Below are 17534 nucleotides of genomic sequence, written 5' to 3'. Positions count from 1 at the left end.
GCCACGGGTCAGAAACGAAACGCCGCCTTGTGCGGCGTTTCTTTTTGAGGACTGGCCGCCGCCTTGTGCGGCGTTTCTCTTGAGGACTGGCCGCCGCCTTGTGCGGCGTTTCTCTTGAGGACTGGCTGCCGCCTTGTGCGGCGTTCTTTTTAAGGACTGGCTGCCACCTAGTGCGGCGTGTCTCCTGCGGATTGGCTGCCGTCTTGTGCGGCGTTTCTAAAGAATCCCCGCCGCCTCGTGCGGCTTTTTTCGGGCGCCGCCAGCTTGCCGCGGCGTCGGTCTTGGACGGTCTTCGCCCGAGACTGCGTTCGTCTTAGGGAGTTCCACCCCGCCCGCGGCGCGTTTCTTTGTGGCCCGTTTCTTTTTCGCAACAAGCGCCTTGCGGCGTTCTCTCCGGCATCACGCGGCCATGCCGCGGCTTGCGGCAACTTGAGCGCATCGATGGGCAAGGAGTTCGAAATGGAAGGACGCCCCGATCATCGCTACCGGCCCGCCCTTGGCAGGCGCCTTGCGGAGGGACCGCGCCATGGCCGTTGAACGCGCCGAAAGCGCCTTGAGCGAGCGCGATGCCGATGCCTACGCCGAAACGCTGGCCGAAGCCTTTCCCGACGCCGGCGTCGAGTACGCGCGGCCGCGTTTGTTCGGCGTGCTGGCCTGGTTCGCCCTGTTGCTCGGCCCGGTCCTGGCCTGGCTGTTCGTGTTCGGCCTGACCCCGGACGACAAGTGCGGCACCTGGAGCCTGCACTGCACCGGCCGCGCGATCCTGTTCACCGCAGCGAGCTGGCTGTTCGGCAGCCTGCTCGCGATCGTCGCCCTGTTCCGCCGCGAACGCCACAGCATCGCGGTGCCGGCGCTGGTGTTGAACCTGATCCCCCTGCTCGGCCTGGTCGCGGCCTGCGTGGTGATCGTGCAGCGCTCAGGTTAAGCCGTCGCGGTCTCTGCCTGGCACCGACGCCTGCGGCTCAGGCCAAGGCCGCCAACGCCGCCTTGAGCGGTTTGGCGAACGCCGCCGGCCGGCACCGCGTCAATCGCACCGCCGGCGTCTCGTGCCAGCGCGCACAGTCGTCGATCGCGCGGGCGATGTCCGCGGCAAGCACTTCGTCGGCGACGACGTCCTCTTCGAGATACAAGGCCTTGACCTCGAACTCGCCGTGCGCGCGATGCGCTTTCGCGTCGAGCCGCCCGACCAGGCGCCCGCGCACCAGGATCGGCAAGACGAAATAGCCGTAGCGCCGCTTCGGCTCCGGCGTGTAGCACTCCAGGGTGTAATCGAAGCCGAACAATTCGCTGGCGCGTTCGCGATCCCAGACCACCGGATCGAACGGCGACAGCAAGGTCGAGTGGGTCGCGCGCAGCCGCCCGCCTGCGGCCAGCGCGAGCGAGTCGGCGTGATCGCGATGGACATAGCCCGGCGACTGCCAACCCTTGACCTCGACCCGCAACAAGTCGCCGGCCTCGACCAGTTCGGCCAGGTCGGCATCGCGCAGGCGCGGACGCAAGCGGTAGTAATCGGCGATCCAGCGCGCCTGGGCGATGCCGAGCGCGCGCACCGACTTCAGGATGGTGTCGCGCCGCACCGTCGCGGCCTCGATCGGCGTGCTGTCCCAACCCGGCACGGCTACGCCGGCGACGCGTTCGGCCAGGTCGTAAACGCGATGGAAATTGTCGCGCCGCGCGACCATCAGCTCGCCGAGGGCGAAGCCGGCTTCGAGCCAGCGCTTCTCTTCTTTCCAGCCCCACCAACCGCCGCCGGCGGAGCCCGCCTCGCGTTCGAAGTCCGAAGACTTGACCGCGCCGAGCTCGCGGATGTGTCCGAGCAGGCGGTCGATCTTGGCGCCGCTGCTCTGGCGATGACGCTGGGCGCTGCGGATCGCCCAGTGATGCGCGCGTTGCGGCAAACCATTGCGATGCAACAAGTAGTCGCTCATCGGCGCGAAGCAGGCTTCGTGGGCCCAGACTTCGAAGATCTCGCGCTCGGCCAACAACTCTTCCAGCCAGCGCGCGCGATAACCGCCCACCCGCGAAAACAACACCAGGTAGGGGCTGCGCGCGACCACGTGGATGGTGTCGATCTGCAGCAACTGCATGCGCTCGATCGCGGCGAGCAGATCGGGCCGGCGCGCGCGCCGGCGCGGCCGGGCCAGCAGGCCTTGTGCGGCCAGATGCAAGGCGCGCGCCTGACCCACGGTCAGCCGCGGCGCCGCAGGCGCCTGGGTCATGCGTCGTCCGCGTCCAGGGTCGCGCGCAGCAAGGCCTCGATCACGACCTGCAGGCGCACCGCCTTGCTTTCGTCGTAGGCGAACGAGGCCTCGTCCATGTAGTTGCGCTGGCTGATTTCCAACTGCACCGCCTGCACGCCGATCTCGGGGTCGCCGTAGTGGCGGGTGATGTAGCCGCCCTTGAAGCGGCCGTTGGCGACCCACTCGTAGTCTCTCTGCGCGCCCAGGATGCGTTCGAGCCGCGCCTGCAGTTCGGGCAGGCAGCTCTTGCCGGCGGCGGTGCCGAGGTTGAGGTCCGGCAGGCGGCCCTCGAACAGGAACGGCACTTCGCCGCGGATCGAATGGCCTTCCCACAGCACCGCACGGCCGTGCTCGCCGCGGATGCGGTCGAGCTCGCCGACCAGGGTGTCGTGATACGGGCGCCAGTACAATTCGACGCGCTCGGCGACTTCCTCCGGGGTCGGTGCCTGGCCCTCGAGATACACCGCTTCGCCGCTGAACTGCACCGCCGGACACAGGCCGGTGGTGTTCTGCCCGGGATACAGCGAGGTGTCGTCGGGCGGACGGTTCAGATCGACCACATAGCGCGAATAACTCGGCACGATGATCGAGGCGCCGAACGCGCGGGCGAGCGCGTACAGGCGCGACACGTGCCAGTCGGTGTCCGGCGCGCGCCGCGCCGATTCGACCATGCGCGCGGCCAGCGCGTCGGGGATCAGCGCGCCGTCGTGCGGCAGGCTGATCAGCAAGGGCGCGGTGCCGCGGTGCAGTCGGTAGACGGGTTCGGTCGGGTGCGGCGTCATGCGTTCGGACTCAATCGGCGCCGGGCTTCAGCTGCCGGCGGAAGAAGTCCATGGTACTGCGATGGACCTGAAGCCAGGTCGCGTGGCGCAGGAAGAAATGATCCTCGTCGGGCAGGACCAGGGTCTCGACCGGCACGCCGCGCGCGCGCAGGCGCTCGACCAGGTCGACGCTCTGGGCGAACTTCACCGCGCGGTCGTCGTCGCCGTGCACGAACAGCACCGGCGAACGCCAACTGTCGACGTGCGCCATCGGCGAGGATTGCCAGGCCAGCTCCAGCTCGTCCGGCCCCAGCCCCCACAGGCCGCTGTTGTCGCCGCCCTTGGCGCTCTCGCGCCAATCGTGGACGCCGTGGCGATCGAGCCCGGCCGCGAACAGGTCCGAATTGCGCGCCAGGGCCGAGGCGGTCAGGAAGCCGCCGTAGGAGCCGCCGTAGATGCCGATCCTGCGCGCATCGACGTCGTCGCGCTTGGCCAGATAGGCGTGCGCGGCCAGCACGTCCTGATACTCGCTGAAGCCGCGCGGCCCTTGTTTCTCGGCGCGGCGAAAGGCCTGGCCGTAATTGGTGCCGGCGCGGAAATTCAAGGCCAGCACCACGAAGCCTTGGCTCGCCAGCCACTGATTGCTGGCGTAGTCGGCGTAGTAATAGCTGCCGTAATGCCAGCCCGGCAGCATCTGCCGGACCGGGCCGCCGTGCACGTAGACCAGCGCCGGGCGCTTGCCCTTGAACGAGGCCGGCGGCTCGAACACGGTGGCATGCGAAACCACGCCGTCGCTGGCGCGCAGGCTCAGCGTCTTGGGCTCGACCAGGCGATCGATCGGAAAACGCGCCGGCAACTGCGCCGGGAAGATCCGCCGCACTTCGCCGCCGCTGCGCGGCATCACCGCGATCGCGCTGGGCCGGCGCGCATCGGCATGACGGAAGGCCAACCAGTGCCCGCCGGCGACCGCGACCGGCTCGGTCGCGATCTCGTGCTTGCCGGTCAACAGTTTCTGCGCGGCGCCCTTGGCGTCGACCGCGAACATCTGCCGGTAATCGAGTTCGGCGCAGTTGCCGCTGAAGAAGAAGCCGCCGTCCTCGGCCAGCACGCTGGTTTCGGCCTCGCATTCGCCGCGGCTCAGAGCGACCGGCTCGCCGCCCTCGGGCGACAGTGCATACCAATGCAGCCAACCGCTCTGTTCGGAGCTGAACACCAGGCGGTTGTCGCGGCTCCACTGCAGCGGGTCGGTCTCGGCGAACTGGGCATAACCGCCGGCGTGATCGTTGGAACGGAACACGCGCTTGGCCTGGCCCGTGGCGGCATCGGCGACCCAGATCTCGAACACGTTGGCGCGGGTCAGGTCGAACTGCTCGCCGTTGCGCGCGGCGGCCATGCGCAGGAAGGCGATGCGGCGGCCGTCCGGCGACCAGGCCGGATTGCTGTCGCGATTGAAGTCCGCGCCCATCCAGCGCACCGTGCGCGCGGCCAGGTCGAGCACGCCGATGAAGCTGTGGTCACCGCGGTCGCTGGTGAAACTCAGGAACTTGCCGTCCGGCGAGAACGCCGCCGCACTGTTGCTGCCGCGGGTCTTGATCAGGGCTTCCTTGCACCACTGCGGCGCTTTGCCCCCGGGCACCGCGTAGCAACCGAGCATGCGCCCCTGCACCAACAGCGCGTCGCCCTGCGGCGCGAATTGCATGCCGCGGCCGGCGCCGATGCGTTGCGGCTTGCCGGAACCGTCGCTGGCGACGACCCACACCGCCTGCTCCTGGCCATCGGGATCGCTGGTCGGATTGCTGTTGTTGCCGGCCGCGTCCGGCCCGCTGCCGCGCACGTAGGCCAGCCAGCGGCCGTCGTGGCTGAGCTGCAGGGGACCGATGGCTTGGCCGTCGTCCTCGTCGTAGGCGGTGAGCTTGTGGGGCGCGAAGCCGGGCGCGCGCGCCACCCAGACATTGCGCACGCCTTGATCGTTCGACACCCAGGCCAGCACCGGCGCATCGCTCGCGCCGATCATCTGGTCGGGCCGCGGCACGCTGAGCAGGTCGGCGATGTCCATCGCCGGCTCTGCGGGCGCGGCGACCGCCGCGGCGATCGTGCCCCACGAGAGCGCAACGCCGATCGCGCCGGCCTTGATCCAATGACGTCCCTTGCCCTGATTCATCGCTGCCCCTGCTCGGATCGCCTGCCTGGCGCGCGCTACGCGGCGACGGTCGCCGGGACGTTAGCGCATCAGCACCACTTCCTCGGCGCTGGTCGGATGGATGGCGACCGTGTCGCGCAGGTCGTCGAGAGTGATGCCGCGCTTGAGCGCGACCGCGAAGCCTTGCAGCATCTCGTCGGCGGCCTCGCCGAGCAGATGGATGCCGACCACGCGGCGCTCCTGGCCGACGCAGATCAGCTTGAACAGGCTGCGCTGCGGCGACTCGGCCAGGGCGTACAGCATCGGCCGAAACCCGGCGCGATAGATGTGCAGGTTGTCACCATGTCGTGCCCGCGCCTCGTCCTCCGTCAGGCCGACCCGGCCGATCGGCGGGTGCGCGAACACCACGGTCGGGATGTCGTTCTGGTCGAGCCGGCCCTCGCGGCCGCCATAGACGCGGTCCATGAGCCGGCGCGCGGCGGCGATCGCGACCGGGGTCAGTTGGGTGTCGGTGGTGACGTCGCCGACCGCGTACAGATTCGCGACATTGGTCGCATGCAGGTCGTCGACGACGACGTGGCCGCGCGCATCCAGCGCCACGCCGACCCGGTCGAGCCCGATGCGCTCGCTGTTGGGCCGGCGTCCGGTCGCGAACAACACCTGGTCGAAGGCCTCGCTGAGCGCACCGTCGGCGCCGCGCAGGCGCACGCGCGCACCGTCGGCTTCGAGCGCCGCGACCGCGTGGCCGAAATGCAGGCGCACGCCGTTCTGGCGGTAGTCCTCGGCCAGCTGGGTGGTCAGTTCGGCGTCGAAAGCTTCGAGCAGGCGCGTGCCGCGCACGAACAATTCGACCTGGCTGCCGAGCGCCTGCAGCACACCGGCGAGCTCGACCGCGATATAACCCGCGCCGACGATGGCGACGCGCTCGGGCGCGGCGCACCACTGGAAGAAATCGTCCGAGGTCGTGCCCAGTTCGGCGCCCGGGATCTGCGGCTTGACCGCGTGGCCGCCGGTGGCGATCAGGATGCGCGGCGCGCTCAGGCGCGCGCCGTTCTCGCACTCCACCGTATTGGCGTCGAGCAACTGCGCGCGCATCGGCAACACCACGATGCCGGAGGCATCGAGGCGGCGCCGATAACTTTCGTGGATGTTGGCGATATAGCGCTGGCGGTGGACGATGAAGGTCGGCCAGTCGAGCGCGCAGGGCCGTTTCGGATCGGCGTCGATCGAGAACCCCAGCGACTGCGCCATGCGCAGCTTGCCGGCGATGTCGGCGGCCAGCCACATGGCTTTCTTCGGCACGCAGCCGACGTTGACGCAGGTGCCGCCGAGCAGCGAAGGCTCGAGCAAGGCCACGCGTGCGCCGTGCTCGGCGGCGCGGAAGGCGCCGGCGAGGCCGCCGGAACCGCCGCCGATCACGATCAGGTCGAAGTGGGTGCGGCTGTCGTCGGCTTCGAGGGGCATGCTTTCGGGGGGCGCGCTTTCATGGGGCCTGCTCATGCGAAGCGCTCCGGTCGATAGGGATGCGGATCGATCGCGGTCTCGCGCCCGGCGATCAGGTCGGCGACGAGTTGGCCGGTGCCGGCGCTCATGCTCACCCCCATCATGCCGTGGCCGGTCGCCAGCCACAGCCCTTCGCAAGCGGGCACGCGGCCGATCAGCGGCACGTCGTCGACGCTCATCGGCCGCCAGCCGTACCAGCGCTCGCGTTCGACCGGGCCGACCGGATGGTGCAGGTACTCGGCGGCGCCGCGTTCCAGGGCCGCGAGCCGGCGCGGGTTGAGGCTCTCGTCGTAGCCGGAGAATTCCATGGTGCTGCCAAGGCGGAACCCGCTGTCCCACATGGTCACGCAGACCTTGCGCTCGCGCAGCACCACCGGCCGGCGCGGCATCAACGGCGGGCGGTCGTAAGTGATCGAATAGCCCTTGCCCGGCTGCATCGCGCGCTGCAGCGACGGCAGGCCGATGGCGTCGGACAGCTTCGGCGTCCAGGCGCCGACCGCGACGATCACGTCGCGCGCGCGCAGCAGGCCCAGGCTGGTGTCGAGTTCGATGCCCGCCCCCTCGCGACGCAAGTCGCGCAGCGCGCATTGCTCGGTGAAACGGCCGCCGCGCTCGCGCACGGTGCGCGCGAGCTCGGCGACATAACGGTCGGGCCGCAGCACGGCGTCGTGGTCGAAACGGATCGCGCCGGCGACCCCGGGCTTGAAGGCCGGGTCCTGCGCCTCGTAGGCGGCGCCGTCCAGCAGGCTTACGCCGATGCCGAACTCGCGCAGCAGATCGAGTTCGAGCTGGCCGCTGGCGAAGGCCTTGGCGTCGCGGAACACGTAGTCGACGCCGGCGGTGTCGAATTCGCACACCAGGCCGTAGCGCCCGACCCAGCTTTCCAGGCGCTCGCGCGAATCGTTGAGTAAGGCCGACTTGGCCTGTGCGCTGGCCCGCCAATCGCGGTCGTTGCAGCGCGCGGCGAAGCGCAACAGCCAGCCCCACAACTGCGGATCGAGCTTGGGATGCACGTACAGCGGCGCATCCGGGGTCAGCATCCAGCGCAGGGCCTGGGCGATCACGCCCGGCGCGGCCAGCGGCGTCGCATGGCTCGGGGTGATGGTGCCGCAATTGCCGTGCGAGCTGCCGCCGCCGATGCGTCCGGCGTCGATGACCCGCACCGAGCGTCCGCTTTCCAGCAGGGCCAGGGCGCAGGTCAGGCCGATCACGCCCGCGCCGATCACGATCACGTCTTCGCCGCCCGTGGCGGCCGTCCGCTGTTCCACCCCACCCACCTGTGCTTCGCGCATTTGCCCTGTCAGCCAGTCCGGTTCGTTGTCGCGTGGCCGGGCCGCAGCGCTGCCGCCGCGGCCCCGGGTGCCGCCGGGAACCGCTCGGCACGTTCCGCATAGTACTAAGACTGGGCCGCGACGAGCGCCGCCGGTTTTGCGGCTTGGGGCGGGCGGCGCCTCGTTGCGCCTCGGTTGAGGCAGCTGCACAGCGAACGGAACGCTGCGATCCATCGATGCCGACCGCATTGCCGGGCCGATCCCCTACAGCAGCGCATGCTCGGCCGCAGCGCAGCGAGGCGCCGACACCGCCGCCGCTGCGCATCGAGCCGGAAATCCGCCACCGCTCCGGTTGCGTTTTGGCCCATCGCGCCGGTTCTGTGACCAAGCGCGAAATGCGCCTCGCCGTTACGTGACCGCTCGCACCGATTTTTCATTCAAGCACAGCGGGCCGGCAGCCTAACGTCACTCCAGGCCCACCGTCCGACTCATGCAGACGCCACCGCCGCACATCGGGCAGGCCGATCCCTCCAAGCCGAACGTCCCTCGTCTCAGCTGACGAAGGGCGCCGCCGGAGGCTGCGGAAAAGCAATGACAGCACCTCACAAAACACGACCGTTACCTTCATTAGGGGATTCACCCATGCAACTGAAGACCGCCGTATTGAGCACCGCCATCGTCGGCGCCATCGCCGTCCTGGCGACTGTGTCCCTGTCGAGCTCGGGTTCGACCACGCTTGCCGCCGCGCCCGCCACCGCGCCTGCGGCCGTCGCCACGACCGCCCACGCCGCTGCCGTCGCCGCCACCCGCGTCGCCACGCCGCATGTGGCGCAGGCACCGAGCCAGCTCGCCGTCGGCGCGCGCCCGGGCAGCGACCTCCTCGCCGCTTCGACCTCGCCCGAACAGGCCGCCGCTTCGCCGGCTGCGCAACGCGCGCGCGGCCTGCTGGAGACCGTCGCCGCCGATGAAGTGCATCGCGCCAAGGCCGATGGTTTCGTCGCCCGCGACGTCATGATCGACCGCGACGGCACCGAGCACGTGCGCATGGAACGCACCTATCGCGGCCTGCCCGTGGTCGGCGGCGACCTGGTCGTGCATTCGCGCAACGGCGAGCTGAAGTCGATCAGCCAGGGCGACAACATGCGCAGCTTCGGGCGCCCCGCGATCGAGCCGAAGATCAGCGCCGAACAGGCCAAGGTCGAAGCCGGCGCCGCATTCGACGGCACGGTCACGGCGATGACGCCGGCCGCCCTGGTGATCTTCGCCCGCGGCACCGAGCCGACCCTGGCCTACCAAGTCGACGTCACCGGCGACCGCCGCAACGACCCGGCGCCAGGCCTGATCAGCTACTACCTCGACGCCGCCACCGGCAAGCTGCTGCAGGAAGACGACCGCGTCCATTCCGCCGCCGCCAACGGCACCGGCAAGACCCTGACCCTGGGCAACGTCGGCCTGGTCAGCAATTCGATCAGCGGCGGCTACACCCTGACCGACCCGACCCGCGGCAACGGCCAGACCCTGGATGCGCGCAACCAGTCCGGCACCTCGGGCGCGGTCGCCTTCAACGACAGCGACAACGTCTGGGGCAACAACACCACCTCCGACCGCGCCTCGGCCGCGGCCGACGCCCATTACGGCGTCGCCGCCACCTTCGACTACTTCAAGAACGTGCACGGCCGCAGCGGCATCTTCAACAACGGCCAGGGCGTGAAGAGCTATGTGCATTACGGCCCGACCAACCTGGTCAACGCCTACTGGACCGGCAGCGCGATGGTCTACGGCGACGGCGACGGCGTGACCTATCGCCCGCTGGTGGCGCTCGACGTCGCCGGCCACGAAATGGCCCACGGCGTGACCGGCGCCACCGCGCGCCTGGGCTACTACAACATCAAGGACAGCGGCGGCCTCAACGAAGCCACCTCCGACATCTTCGGCACCCTGGTCGAATTCAGCGTCGGCAACGCCAACGACCCGGGCGATTATTTGTTGGGCGAAGAGGTCTACATCAACAACCCTGGCGACACCAAGGCGCTGCGCCTGATGTTCAAGCAAGACGCCGACGGCCGCTCGTTCTCGTGCTATCCCGTCGGCGGCTTCACCGCCTCGCAGACCGGCCAGAACGGCAAGTACGACCCGCACCTGAGCTCGGGCGTGGGCAACCGCTTCTTCTATCTGCTCGCCGAAGGCGCGGTGAGGCCGGCCGGCTTCAACTACACCCCCTCGCAACTGGTCTGCAACGGCGACACCGCCATCGCCGGCATCGGCCGCGCCAAGGCCGGCGCGATCTGGTACCGCGCGCTGACCCGTTACTTCGTTTCCAGCACCACCTACCCGCAGGCCCGCACCGCCACCCTGCAGGCCGCGACCGATCTCTACGGCAGCACCTCGAACGAGTACAAGGCCGTCGCCCGCGCCTGGAGCGCGGTCTCGGTGAATTGAACCTGCGGTCTGGATGAATCGAGCGTATCGACAGGCCGCCTTCGGGCGGCCTGTCTTCGTTGCGGGGTGGCGAATCCCTATTCGGACGGCGACACCTTCCCCTTTGGACTGCCACCTTCCCTGTAGGAGCGGCGTGAGCCGCGACCGCGGGATGCGCAGCGATGGCATCGCCGTCGTCATCGATCGAAGCGGCGTGCTTTCGCCGGGGTAGGAGCGGCGTCCTACTGGATTTCCTTCGGTCACAAGCCGCGACCGCGGGATGCGCAGGAATGGCATCGCCGTTGTCATCGATCGAAGCGGCGTACTTTCGCCGGGGTAGGAGCGGCGTCCTACTGGATTCCCTTCGGTCACAAGCCGCGACCGCGGGATGCGCAGGAATGGCATCGCCGTTGTCATCGATCGAGGCGGCGTACTTTCGCCGGGGTAGGAGCGGCGCGAGCCGCGACCGCGTTGCGGCGGTATTACGGCGCCTGGCTCAAGCAAGCTCCAGATCTAGATCTAGATCTAGATCAAACGCTAAAAGCTTCCGCCACTAAAGCGGCGGGTTACTTTCTTTTGTCATAAGCAACAAAAGAAAGGTAACCAAAGAAAAATGCTTTACTTTGAATCACAGGCCCGCACGATCGATGCTGACGCAGGTATTTTTCATACGGGACATCCTTGTCCCGATGAAAAACGGCCCGCATCCATGCGGGCCGCCCTCCGGGTCTTCGATTGCCTTCGCGAGTTTGAGATGGCGCACGGCAACAGCAACAGCTACCTTGCAGCCATGACGGCTCAAAGGGTAGGAGCGGCGCGAGCCGCGACCACGCCGCCACGATCGCCCGCGCCGGCAGCCGTAAGTTCGCGATCGCGGCTCGCGCCGCTCTTACCCCTAAAAGCCGAGCCGTTGCAGTTGCAGTTGCAGTTGCAGTGAAGAGCTTGGCGTAGTGCCGAATTCGCGAGAGCCCCCGGAGACCCGGAGGGCGGCGCACAGGACGTGCGCCGTTTTCCGATAAGACAGGGACGTCTTATCGGAAAATCCCGGCGACAGCACCGCACTCGTGGCCTGTGCCCTTGCAAGGAGAGCCCTTTTCTTTGGTTAGCTTTCTTTTGGGCTTAGCAAAAGAAAGTAACCCGGCCGCGTTAGCGGACGGAAGCTCTAGATGTTGACGTTGCTTCATCGCTCTGCGGCAAGGTACGCAACAACTGCGAGCTGCGCGGTCGCGACTTGCGTCGCTCCTACTCTTGAGGCAGCGACCACTACGCCTCAACCTCGCGCCGCTTCCGGCTGGAGTCCAGGATAGGAGCAACGCAAGCGGCAACCGCAGCACTTCAATCTTGTGACGCACCGATCCCGCAAGATCAAACTCAAACGCGCGTTACGACGCCCGAATCCGCATCGGCGGCCAACGCCAATACGTGAAAGCGCGCCACAGCCATTCGACCGGGCCGAAACGGTAATGCCGCAGCCACGCCGCACTGAGCATCATCTGCAATGCGAACACGACGAAGGCCGCGGCGATCAGCGCCGCCAGCGGTACCTGCCCCCACAACCCAAAGCCATAGCCGTAGAACGCCAAGGTGCCGATCAGCGATTGGGCGAGGTAGTTGCTCAAGGCCATGCGCCCGGCCGGCGCGAAGCGCAGCGGCCAGCGCGCGCCGCCGTGCACCACCAACACGACCCAGGCGATCAGGGCCAAGGCCAGCGGCAAGGCGCCGAGCATGTGCAAGGTGCTCGCCGCGACCGCGGCGGCGCTGACCGGGGTGAACGTGGGCGAGCTGTCGATGAGCAGGCTCAAACCGGTGATGGCCACGCCGGCCGGCAAGCCGTAAGCCATCATCGACTTCAGACGGTGACGATGCGCGCCCGGATCGGCGAGCGCTCCGCTGCGCACGAACCAGGCGCCGATCAGGAACAGGCCCAGCACCATCGGCACCATGCTGAACCAGCCCGACATGGCTCCGTCGACGAAGAAGGCCAGGCGCTGCGCCGTCGCTTGCGCGTAATCGCCGTGCGCATAGGCAGCGATTTCGGCGGCGCGCGCGGCACGGTCGGCGGCCGCATCGGCGGGCGTCGACTGCGCCACACCGGGGATCGCCAGCAGCGCGGCGATCATCAGGAAGAAACCGAGCACGCTCAGGTACAGGCTCAGACCGATCCGCCACAAGGCGCCCGGCGACAGCGAACGCATCGCGAACAGCGCGAATGCCGCCAGCGCGTAGGTGACCAGGATGTCGCCGGCCCAGATCAGCCAGGCATGGATCAGGCCGACGATCAACAGACCGACGCTGCGGCGCAGGTACAGCGGGCGGAAATCGCGCCCGGCCTGGCGCGAGCGTTCGGACATGACCGCAAAGCTCATGCCGAACAGCAGCGAGAACAAGGTCCAGAACTTGCTGCGTATCAGCACGTAGACGAAGGCCGAAGCGGCGTGATCGAGGCCCCGCAGGTGCGTATCGATGCCGTCGGAAATATCCGCCAGCGGCCGGGTGAACATCTCGGCGTTGCTGAGGAAGATCCCGAGCAGGGCCAGACCGCGCAGCGCGTCGAGTGCGGGCAGGCGTTCGTGGACGGGAATGGGGGCCAAGCCGGAGGCCGCGGCGCTTGCGCTCATGCTCTCGCTGTCGTCGATAGGGGCCGTGGCGCTACGGCGCTTGCGGCGGAGTGGCCTGCAACCGGACCCGCCACTGCCGCGATTCTACGGCCGCCTGCCGGATCGCGACCGCATCCTGCGGCGGCCCAAAAAGAAACGGCCCGCGCAGGCGGGCCGTCGCTCATCGAAGGGGCGCCGCGCTCAGTGCGCGTGGCCGCCGTCGCCGTGCACATGGCCGTGCTCGATCTCTTCCTTGCTGGCTTCGCGCACTTCGACGATCTCGATGGCGAAGTGCAGGTCCTTGCCGGCCATCGGGTGGTTCAGGTCGACATCGACCACGCTCATGCCGACCTTGAGGATCGTCACCGCGCGCGGGCCGAAGCTGGTCGGCAGCACGGCCTGCATGCCCGGGAACAGCTTGGCGTCCTTGAAGTACTTCTTCGGCACGCGCTGGGTCAGGCCTTCCTGATGCGCGCCGTAGGCTTCGGCGGCGACCACGTCGACTTCGAACTTTTCGCCGGCTTCGCGGCCGTCCATCGCCTTTTCCAGGCCCGGGATGATGTTGTTGTGGCCGATCAGGATCGCCAGCGCGTCGCGGCCTTCCGAGGTCTCGAGCGGCTCGCTGCCCTGCTCGGAGACGGTGTAGTGGAAACGGACGACGCGATCTTTCTCGATTTTCATTGCAGGACCCGACTGGAGACCGCCATCGGGCGATCAGGAAAGGAAACGACGGCTCGTCTTTGAGCGGGCCGCCACAAAACGACAGGTGGACTGTCTTGTCGTCTCGGCGCTTAGCCGCCAAGCTATCGGCCGTGACGAAGGCCGCGCATTATCCCGGCAACACCGCTCCCGCGCCAGCGCGGGTGCGCAAGCCGTGGCCGGCGCTCGCCGTGGCAGTGGTCCTGTGCGCCCTGCTCAGCGCCTGCGGCGGCGGTCGCGAGGTCGTCCGCCGCCCGCCCCCGCCCAAGCCCGTCCGCGAATGGCCCCGGACCGAGCCGGAGAACCCCGGCGCCGCCAATGCCGTCCTGATGCGGGCGATCAGCCTGGTCGGCACGCCTTACCGCTATGGCGGCAACACCCCCGACAGCGGCTTCGACTGCAGCGGCCTGGTCAACTACGTCTATCGGGACATGCTGGCCTTGAGCCTGCCTCGGACCTCGCGCGACCTGGCGTCCTACCAGGGGCCCAGGATCGAGCCGATGCGCCTGGCGGCCGGCGACCTGGTCTTCTTCGGCAGCAAGGGCAACGTCTCCCACGTCGGCATCTACGTCGGCGAGGGCCGCTTCGTGCACGCCCCGAGCACCGGCGGCACGGTCCGCCTGGATCACCTCGACGGCCCTTACTGGGTCAGCCATTACAGCGGCGCGAAGCGGGTTCTCAGGAAGTAACAAGACTTTCATGAATGCGCGATTGGGCATTGCGCTGATGAAAATTGTGAATCAAATCACAGCCTTGTTAACGACCTGCTAACGAAATTTGAACCTATGTCTCCCACATGACGGGCATCATCCCCCATCGGTGACGACTTCGTGATTAATACGTGACGACCCAATTGACTCGCCACGGCCGCCTGGCTGCCACCCCCCAAGCACCTTGCGCCACCGCTCGCACGACTACCGTCGTCCGGGCCAGCCAACGAATCCTGCTGACCGCCGCACTCGCGGTCTGCGCCCTGCCCGCCTTCGCCCAGCAGTCCTCTGCGCTGGGTTCCAGCCTCGGCAGTTCCCTCCCGGGCGGCACCTCGCTGCGCAACGACTCGGCCGACGCGCCGGAGCCGACCGCCAGCAACATGCTGCCGGAGGCCATGACCCTGTCCGATCGCGCCCTGCTCCTGGCGACCGACCTGAACCGCCTGCTGGGCCCGAACGTGAATCTCGGCAAGGCCGACATCCCGGTCGCCGAGCAGAGCCGCATCAAGAGCATGCTGCAGCGCGCCCTGGGCCTGCTGGGCACCCCCTACCGTTGGGGCGGCAGCTCCCCGGATCAGGGCTTCGACTGCAGCGGCCTGGTCGGCTACGTGTTCCGCAACGCCCTGGGCATCGAACTGCCGCGCGTCTCGCGCGAGATGGCCAAGACCGGCGCGGTGATCGACCGCGATGCGATGACCGAAGGCGACCTGGTCTTCTTCGGCCGCCGCGGCCGCGTCGACCACGTCGGCATCTATCTCGGCGAGGGCCGCTTCGTGCACGCCCCGCGCACCGGCAAGGACGTGACCGTCTCCAGCCTGGACACCGGTTACTGGAGCGGCAAGTTCATGGAAGCCCGTCGCGTCGACGGCATCTGAGCGCCCGCTTCCCGATCGAGATTCGCAGGCCGCCTTCGGGCGGCCTGTTTCGTTGTGGAGTGGCGAATCCCTTTTGGGCTGCAACACCGTCCCTGTAGGAGCGGCGTGAGCCGCGACCGCGGGACGCGCAGAGTCCGCAACGCCTCCGTCATTGATCGGAGGCGTGAGCTGTCGCGAGGGTAGGAGCGGCGCGAGCCGCGACCACGCTGTTTCGGTCTCGCGGCGTATCGCTCAAGCAAGATCAGGATCAGGATCAGGATCAGGATCAAACGCTAAGAGCTTCCGCCACTAAAGCGGCGGGTTACTTTCTTTTGTCATAAGCAACAAAAGAAAGGTAACCAAAGAAAAATGCTTCTCTTTGGGTCAAGGGCCCGCGCGAGCGATGCCGACGCGGGAATTTTTCATACGGGACATCCCTGTCCCGATGAAAAACGGCGCGCATCCCTGCGCGCCGCCCTTCGGGTCTGCTATGGCCTTCGCCAGTGCGAAGCTGCGCACAGCAACAGCAACAGCAATCCTGCAGCTACGACGGCTCAAAGGGTAGGAGCGGCGCGAGCCGCGACCACGCAGCAACGATCGCCCGCGCCGGCAGCCGTAAGGTCGCGGTCGCGGCTCGCGCCGCTCCTACCCTTAGAAGCCGAGCCGAGCCGTTGCCGTTGCCGTTGCTGTAAAGAGCCTGGCGCAGTGTCGAACTTGCGATGCAACCGTAGACCCGGAGGGCGGCGCACAGGACGTGCGCCGTTTTCCGATAAGACAGGGACGTCTTATCGGAAAATCCCGGCGCGCGCATCGCACTCGCAGGGGAGCTTCGTCAAGGAAGGCCTTTTCTTTGGTTAGCTTTGACCGAAGGGAATCCAGACGGACTTTTGGGCCAGCAAAAGAAAGTAACCCGGCCGCGTCAGCGGACGGAAGCTTTAGATGTTGACGTTGCTTCATCGCTCTGCGGCAAGGTACGCAACAACTGCGAGCTGCGCGGTCGCGACTTGCGTCGCTCCTACCCGGCGACAGTTCGTGGCTTCGATCGGCAACGACGGCAGTGGAGATTCTGCGCGTCCCTTGGTCGCGACTCACGTCGCTCCTACACAAGCCCAGAGCTCCTACACAAGCCCGGGCCCGAGCGCAGCGGGCGAACCTCACCCCTCGTGCACGTACCGTTCCACCGTCGCCTCGATCCCCTTGCTCAACTCCATCACCTTGAGCGCGTACTCGGCCAGACGCTTGTCGTCCTCGGTCACCGGGGTCCACGACGGCACCGGGGTCGGTTTGCCTTCGACCTGGTCCATGGCGACGAACACGATCACGCAGTGGGTGCACAGGCGCTCTTCGGGCTCGCCGTCGTCCAGGCCCGGGTCGCGGGCCTTCACGTCGACCGCGAAGTGCATGCTGCTGGTGCCGGTGTGGATCAACTTGGTGTGCACGGTGACCAGATCGCTGATCCGGATCGGGGCGACGAAGCGGATGCCGCCGACCGCGACGGTCACGCTGTACTTGCCGCTCCAGCCGACCGCGGCAGCGTAACCGGCCTGGTCGATCCATTTCATGACCATGCCGCCGTGGACCTTGCCGCCATAGTTGACGTCGGTCGGTTGCGCCAGGAAGCGCAGGTTCAATTCGCGTTGCTGACCTTTCATGCCGGAGCTCCCTGGTAGACCTTGAGGTGGCGCACCACGGCGGCGCCGACGCGATGCACGGCGTCGCGCTGGCGCTCGTCGTTCAACTGGCCGAAATCGGTGAGCTTGTCGGCGGCCTGGCCGACCGCAACCTGCTGCGGCACCACGATCAGGCCGAGTTTGGCCAAGGCGTCGCGCAACACCAGCAGCGAACGCAGTCCGCCGAGGGGACCGGGCGACGCCGAAACGATGCCGGCGACCTTGTCGGCGAACAGGGCGGTGCCGGAACGGCCGTCGGCGAGCGGACGCGAGATCCAGTCGAGGGTGTTCTTGACCAGGGCCGGCATCGAGCCGTTGTACTCGGGCGTGCTGATCAGCAGGCCGTCGTGTTCGGCCAGCAAGGCCTGCAGGCGGCGCGCGTGCTCGGGCATGGCCTCGGCTTCGATGTCGCCGTCGTAGATCGGCAAGGGGTAGTCGCGCAGTTCGATCAGGGTGACTTCGGCGCCGGCGGTGCGCGCGCCTTCGGCCAACACCGGGATCAGGCGGCGGTTGTAGGAGCCCGCGCGCAGGCTGCCGGCGAAGGCGAGCAGACGCACCGGCGAGACGGCGGGATTGGCTGGGGGCATGGAGGGGCTCCGTGGCGAGGCGCCGATTATGCGCGACGCGCCGCAGCGGCGGGAGCTTGAAACCCGGCGTCCGTGGGGCGATGC

At 67.9% G+C, this 17534-nt stretch carries 13 protein-coding genes; 4 read left to right on the top strand and 9 right to left on the bottom strand.

Annotated features, from left to right (window positions below):
- The first annotated feature begins 526 nt into the window (after positions 1-526).
- Positions 527-925, top strand: a complete 399-nt coding sequence (locus LC490_RS13290) for a hypothetical protein (protein WP_031374371.1) — start codon at positions 527-529, stop codon at positions 923-925.
- A gap of 37 nt (positions 926-962) precedes the next feature.
- Here LC490_RS13290 and LC490_RS13285 read toward each other — a convergent pair whose 3' ends face one another.
- Genes LC490_RS13285 through LC490_RS13265 form a run of 5 tightly spaced genes read right to left on the bottom strand, consistent with a single transcriptional unit; the run spans position 963 to position 7912 of the window.
- Positions 963-2219: a crosslink repair DNA glycosylase YcaQ family protein gene (locus tag LC490_RS13285; protein WP_223620442.1), complete on the bottom strand. Its 1257-nt coding sequence runs from the start codon at positions 2217-2219 to the stop codon at positions 963-965.
- Positions 2216-3022, bottom strand: coding sequence for an N-formylglutamate deformylase (gene hutG / locus LC490_RS13280; RefSeq protein WP_223620441.1), 807 nt, complete (start codon positions 3020-3022; stop codon positions 2216-2218). The genes LC490_RS13285 and hutG overlap by 4 nt, the downstream gene beginning before the upstream one ends.
- Before the next feature lie 10 nt (positions 3023-3032).
- Positions 3033-5162, bottom strand: coding sequence for a prolyl oligopeptidase family serine peptidase (locus tag LC490_RS13275; protein WP_223620440.1), 2130 nt, complete (start codon positions 5160-5162; stop codon positions 3033-3035).
- 60 nt (positions 5163-5222) lie between these two features.
- Complete coding sequence (gene gorA, locus LC490_RS13270) at positions 5223-6605, bottom strand: glutathione-disulfide reductase (RefSeq protein ID WP_223620502.1); 1383 nt, start codon at positions 6603-6605, stop codon at positions 5223-5225.
- A 32-nt stretch (positions 6606-6637) separates the two neighbouring features.
- Positions 6638-7912 carry an FAD-dependent oxidoreductase gene (locus LC490_RS13265; RefSeq protein ID WP_223620439.1) on the bottom strand — a complete coding sequence of 425 codons (1275 nt, stop codon included), beginning with the start codon at positions 7910-7912 and terminating at the stop codon, positions 6638-6640.
- Positions 7913-8557: 645 nt separating this feature from the next.
- Here LC490_RS13265 and LC490_RS13260 point away from each other — a divergent pair.
- Positions 8558-10354 (top strand): M4 family metallopeptidase, encoded by a 1797-nt coding sequence (locus tag LC490_RS13260; RefSeq protein ID WP_223620438.1) that lies wholly within the window; start codon positions 8558-8560, stop codon positions 10352-10354.
- Positions 10355-11715: 1361 nt separating this feature from the next.
- Here the strand turns inward: LC490_RS13260 and LC490_RS13255 are convergent.
- Both LC490_RS13255 and LC490_RS13250 read right to left on the bottom strand, forming a co-directional pair.
- On the bottom strand, positions 11716-12951 hold the full coding sequence (locus LC490_RS13255) for a DUF418 domain-containing protein (RefSeq protein WP_223620437.1): 1236 nt from the start codon (positions 12949-12951) through the stop codon (positions 11716-11718).
- Positions 12952-13131: 180 nt separating this feature from the next.
- Positions 13132-13611, bottom strand: a complete 480-nt coding sequence (locus LC490_RS13250) for a peptidylprolyl isomerase (RefSeq protein ID WP_223620436.1) — start codon at positions 13609-13611, stop codon at positions 13132-13134.
- A 182-nt stretch (positions 13612-13793) separates the two neighbouring features.
- On the opposite strand from LC490_RS13250, the gene LC490_RS13245 reads away from it, so the two are divergent.
- Both LC490_RS13245 and LC490_RS13240 read left to right on the top strand, forming a co-directional pair.
- Complete coding sequence (locus LC490_RS13245) at positions 13794-14318, top strand: C40 family peptidase (RefSeq protein ID WP_223620501.1); 525 nt, start codon at positions 13794-13796, stop codon at positions 14316-14318.
- Between the two features lie 251 nt (positions 14319-14569).
- Positions 14570-15214, top strand: coding sequence for a C40 family peptidase (locus LC490_RS13240; protein WP_223620500.1), 645 nt, complete (start codon positions 14570-14572; stop codon positions 15212-15214).
- A gap of 1133 nt (positions 15215-16347) precedes the next feature.
- Here LC490_RS13240 and LC490_RS13235 read toward each other — a convergent pair.
- Together LC490_RS13235 and LC490_RS13230 are read right to left on the bottom strand one after the other, a co-directional pair.
- On the bottom strand, positions 16348-16845 hold the full coding sequence (locus tag LC490_RS13235; RefSeq protein ID WP_031372917.1) for an acyl-CoA thioesterase: 498 nt from the start codon (positions 16843-16845) through the stop codon (positions 16348-16350).
- Positions 16842-17450, bottom strand: coding sequence for an NAD(P)H-dependent oxidoreductase (locus LC490_RS13230; RefSeq protein WP_031372916.1), 609 nt, complete (start codon positions 17448-17450; stop codon positions 16842-16844). The genes LC490_RS13235 and LC490_RS13230 overlap by 4 nt, the downstream gene beginning before the upstream one ends.
- Between the last annotated feature and the right edge of the window lie 84 nt (positions 17451-17534).

The sequence above is a fragment of the Lysobacter sp. ESA13C genome (genome assembly GCF_019970005.1).
In the GTDB taxonomy this organism is placed as follows: domain Bacteria; phylum Pseudomonadota; class Gammaproteobacteria; order Xanthomonadales; family Xanthomonadaceae; genus Lysobacter; species Lysobacter antibioticus_B.
Note: the sequence above shows the minus strand (reverse complement) of the source record. Positions and strands in the feature narration are given on the sequence as shown.

What these genes read in the sequence shown, in the direction of transcription:
- LC490_RS13290 (WP_031374371.1), top strand. Translation starts at nt 527, where the DNA reads ATGGCCGTTGAACGCGCCGAAAGCGCCTTGAGCGAGCGCGATGCCGAT.
- LC490_RS13285 (WP_223620442.1), bottom strand. Translation starts at nt 2,219, where the DNA reads ATGACCCAGGCGCCTGCGGCGCCGCGGCTGACCGTGGGTCAGGCGCGC.
- hutG (WP_223620441.1), bottom strand. Translation starts at nt 3,022, where the DNA reads ATGACGCCGCACCCGACCGAACCCGTCTACCGACTGCACCGCGGCACC.
- LC490_RS13275 (WP_223620440.1), bottom strand. Translation starts at nt 5,162, where the DNA reads ATGAATCAGGGCAAGGGACGTCATTGGATCAAGGCCGGCGCGATCGGC.
- gorA (WP_223620502.1), bottom strand. Translation starts at nt 6,605, where the DNA reads ATGCCCCTCGAAGCCGACGACAGCCGCACCCACTTCGACCTGATCGTG.
- LC490_RS13260 (WP_223620438.1), top strand. Translation starts at nt 8,558, where the DNA reads ATGCAACTGAAGACCGCCGTATTGAGCACCGCCATCGTCGGCGCCATC.
- LC490_RS13255 (WP_223620437.1), bottom strand. Translation starts at nt 12,951, where the DNA reads ATGAGCGCAAGCGCCGCGGCCTCCGGCTTGGCCCCCATTCCCGTCCAC.
- LC490_RS13250 (WP_223620436.1), bottom strand. Translation starts at nt 13,611, where the DNA reads ATGAAAATCGAGAAAGATCGCGTCGTCCGTTTCCACTACACCGTCTCC.
- LC490_RS13235 (WP_031372917.1), bottom strand. Translation starts at nt 16,845, where the DNA reads ATGAAAGGTCAGCAACGCGAATTGAACCTGCGCTTCCTGGCGCAACCG.
- LC490_RS13230 (WP_031372916.1), bottom strand. Translation starts at nt 17,450, where the DNA reads ATGCCCCCAGCCAATCCCGCCGTCTCGCCGGTGCGTCTGCTCGCCTTC.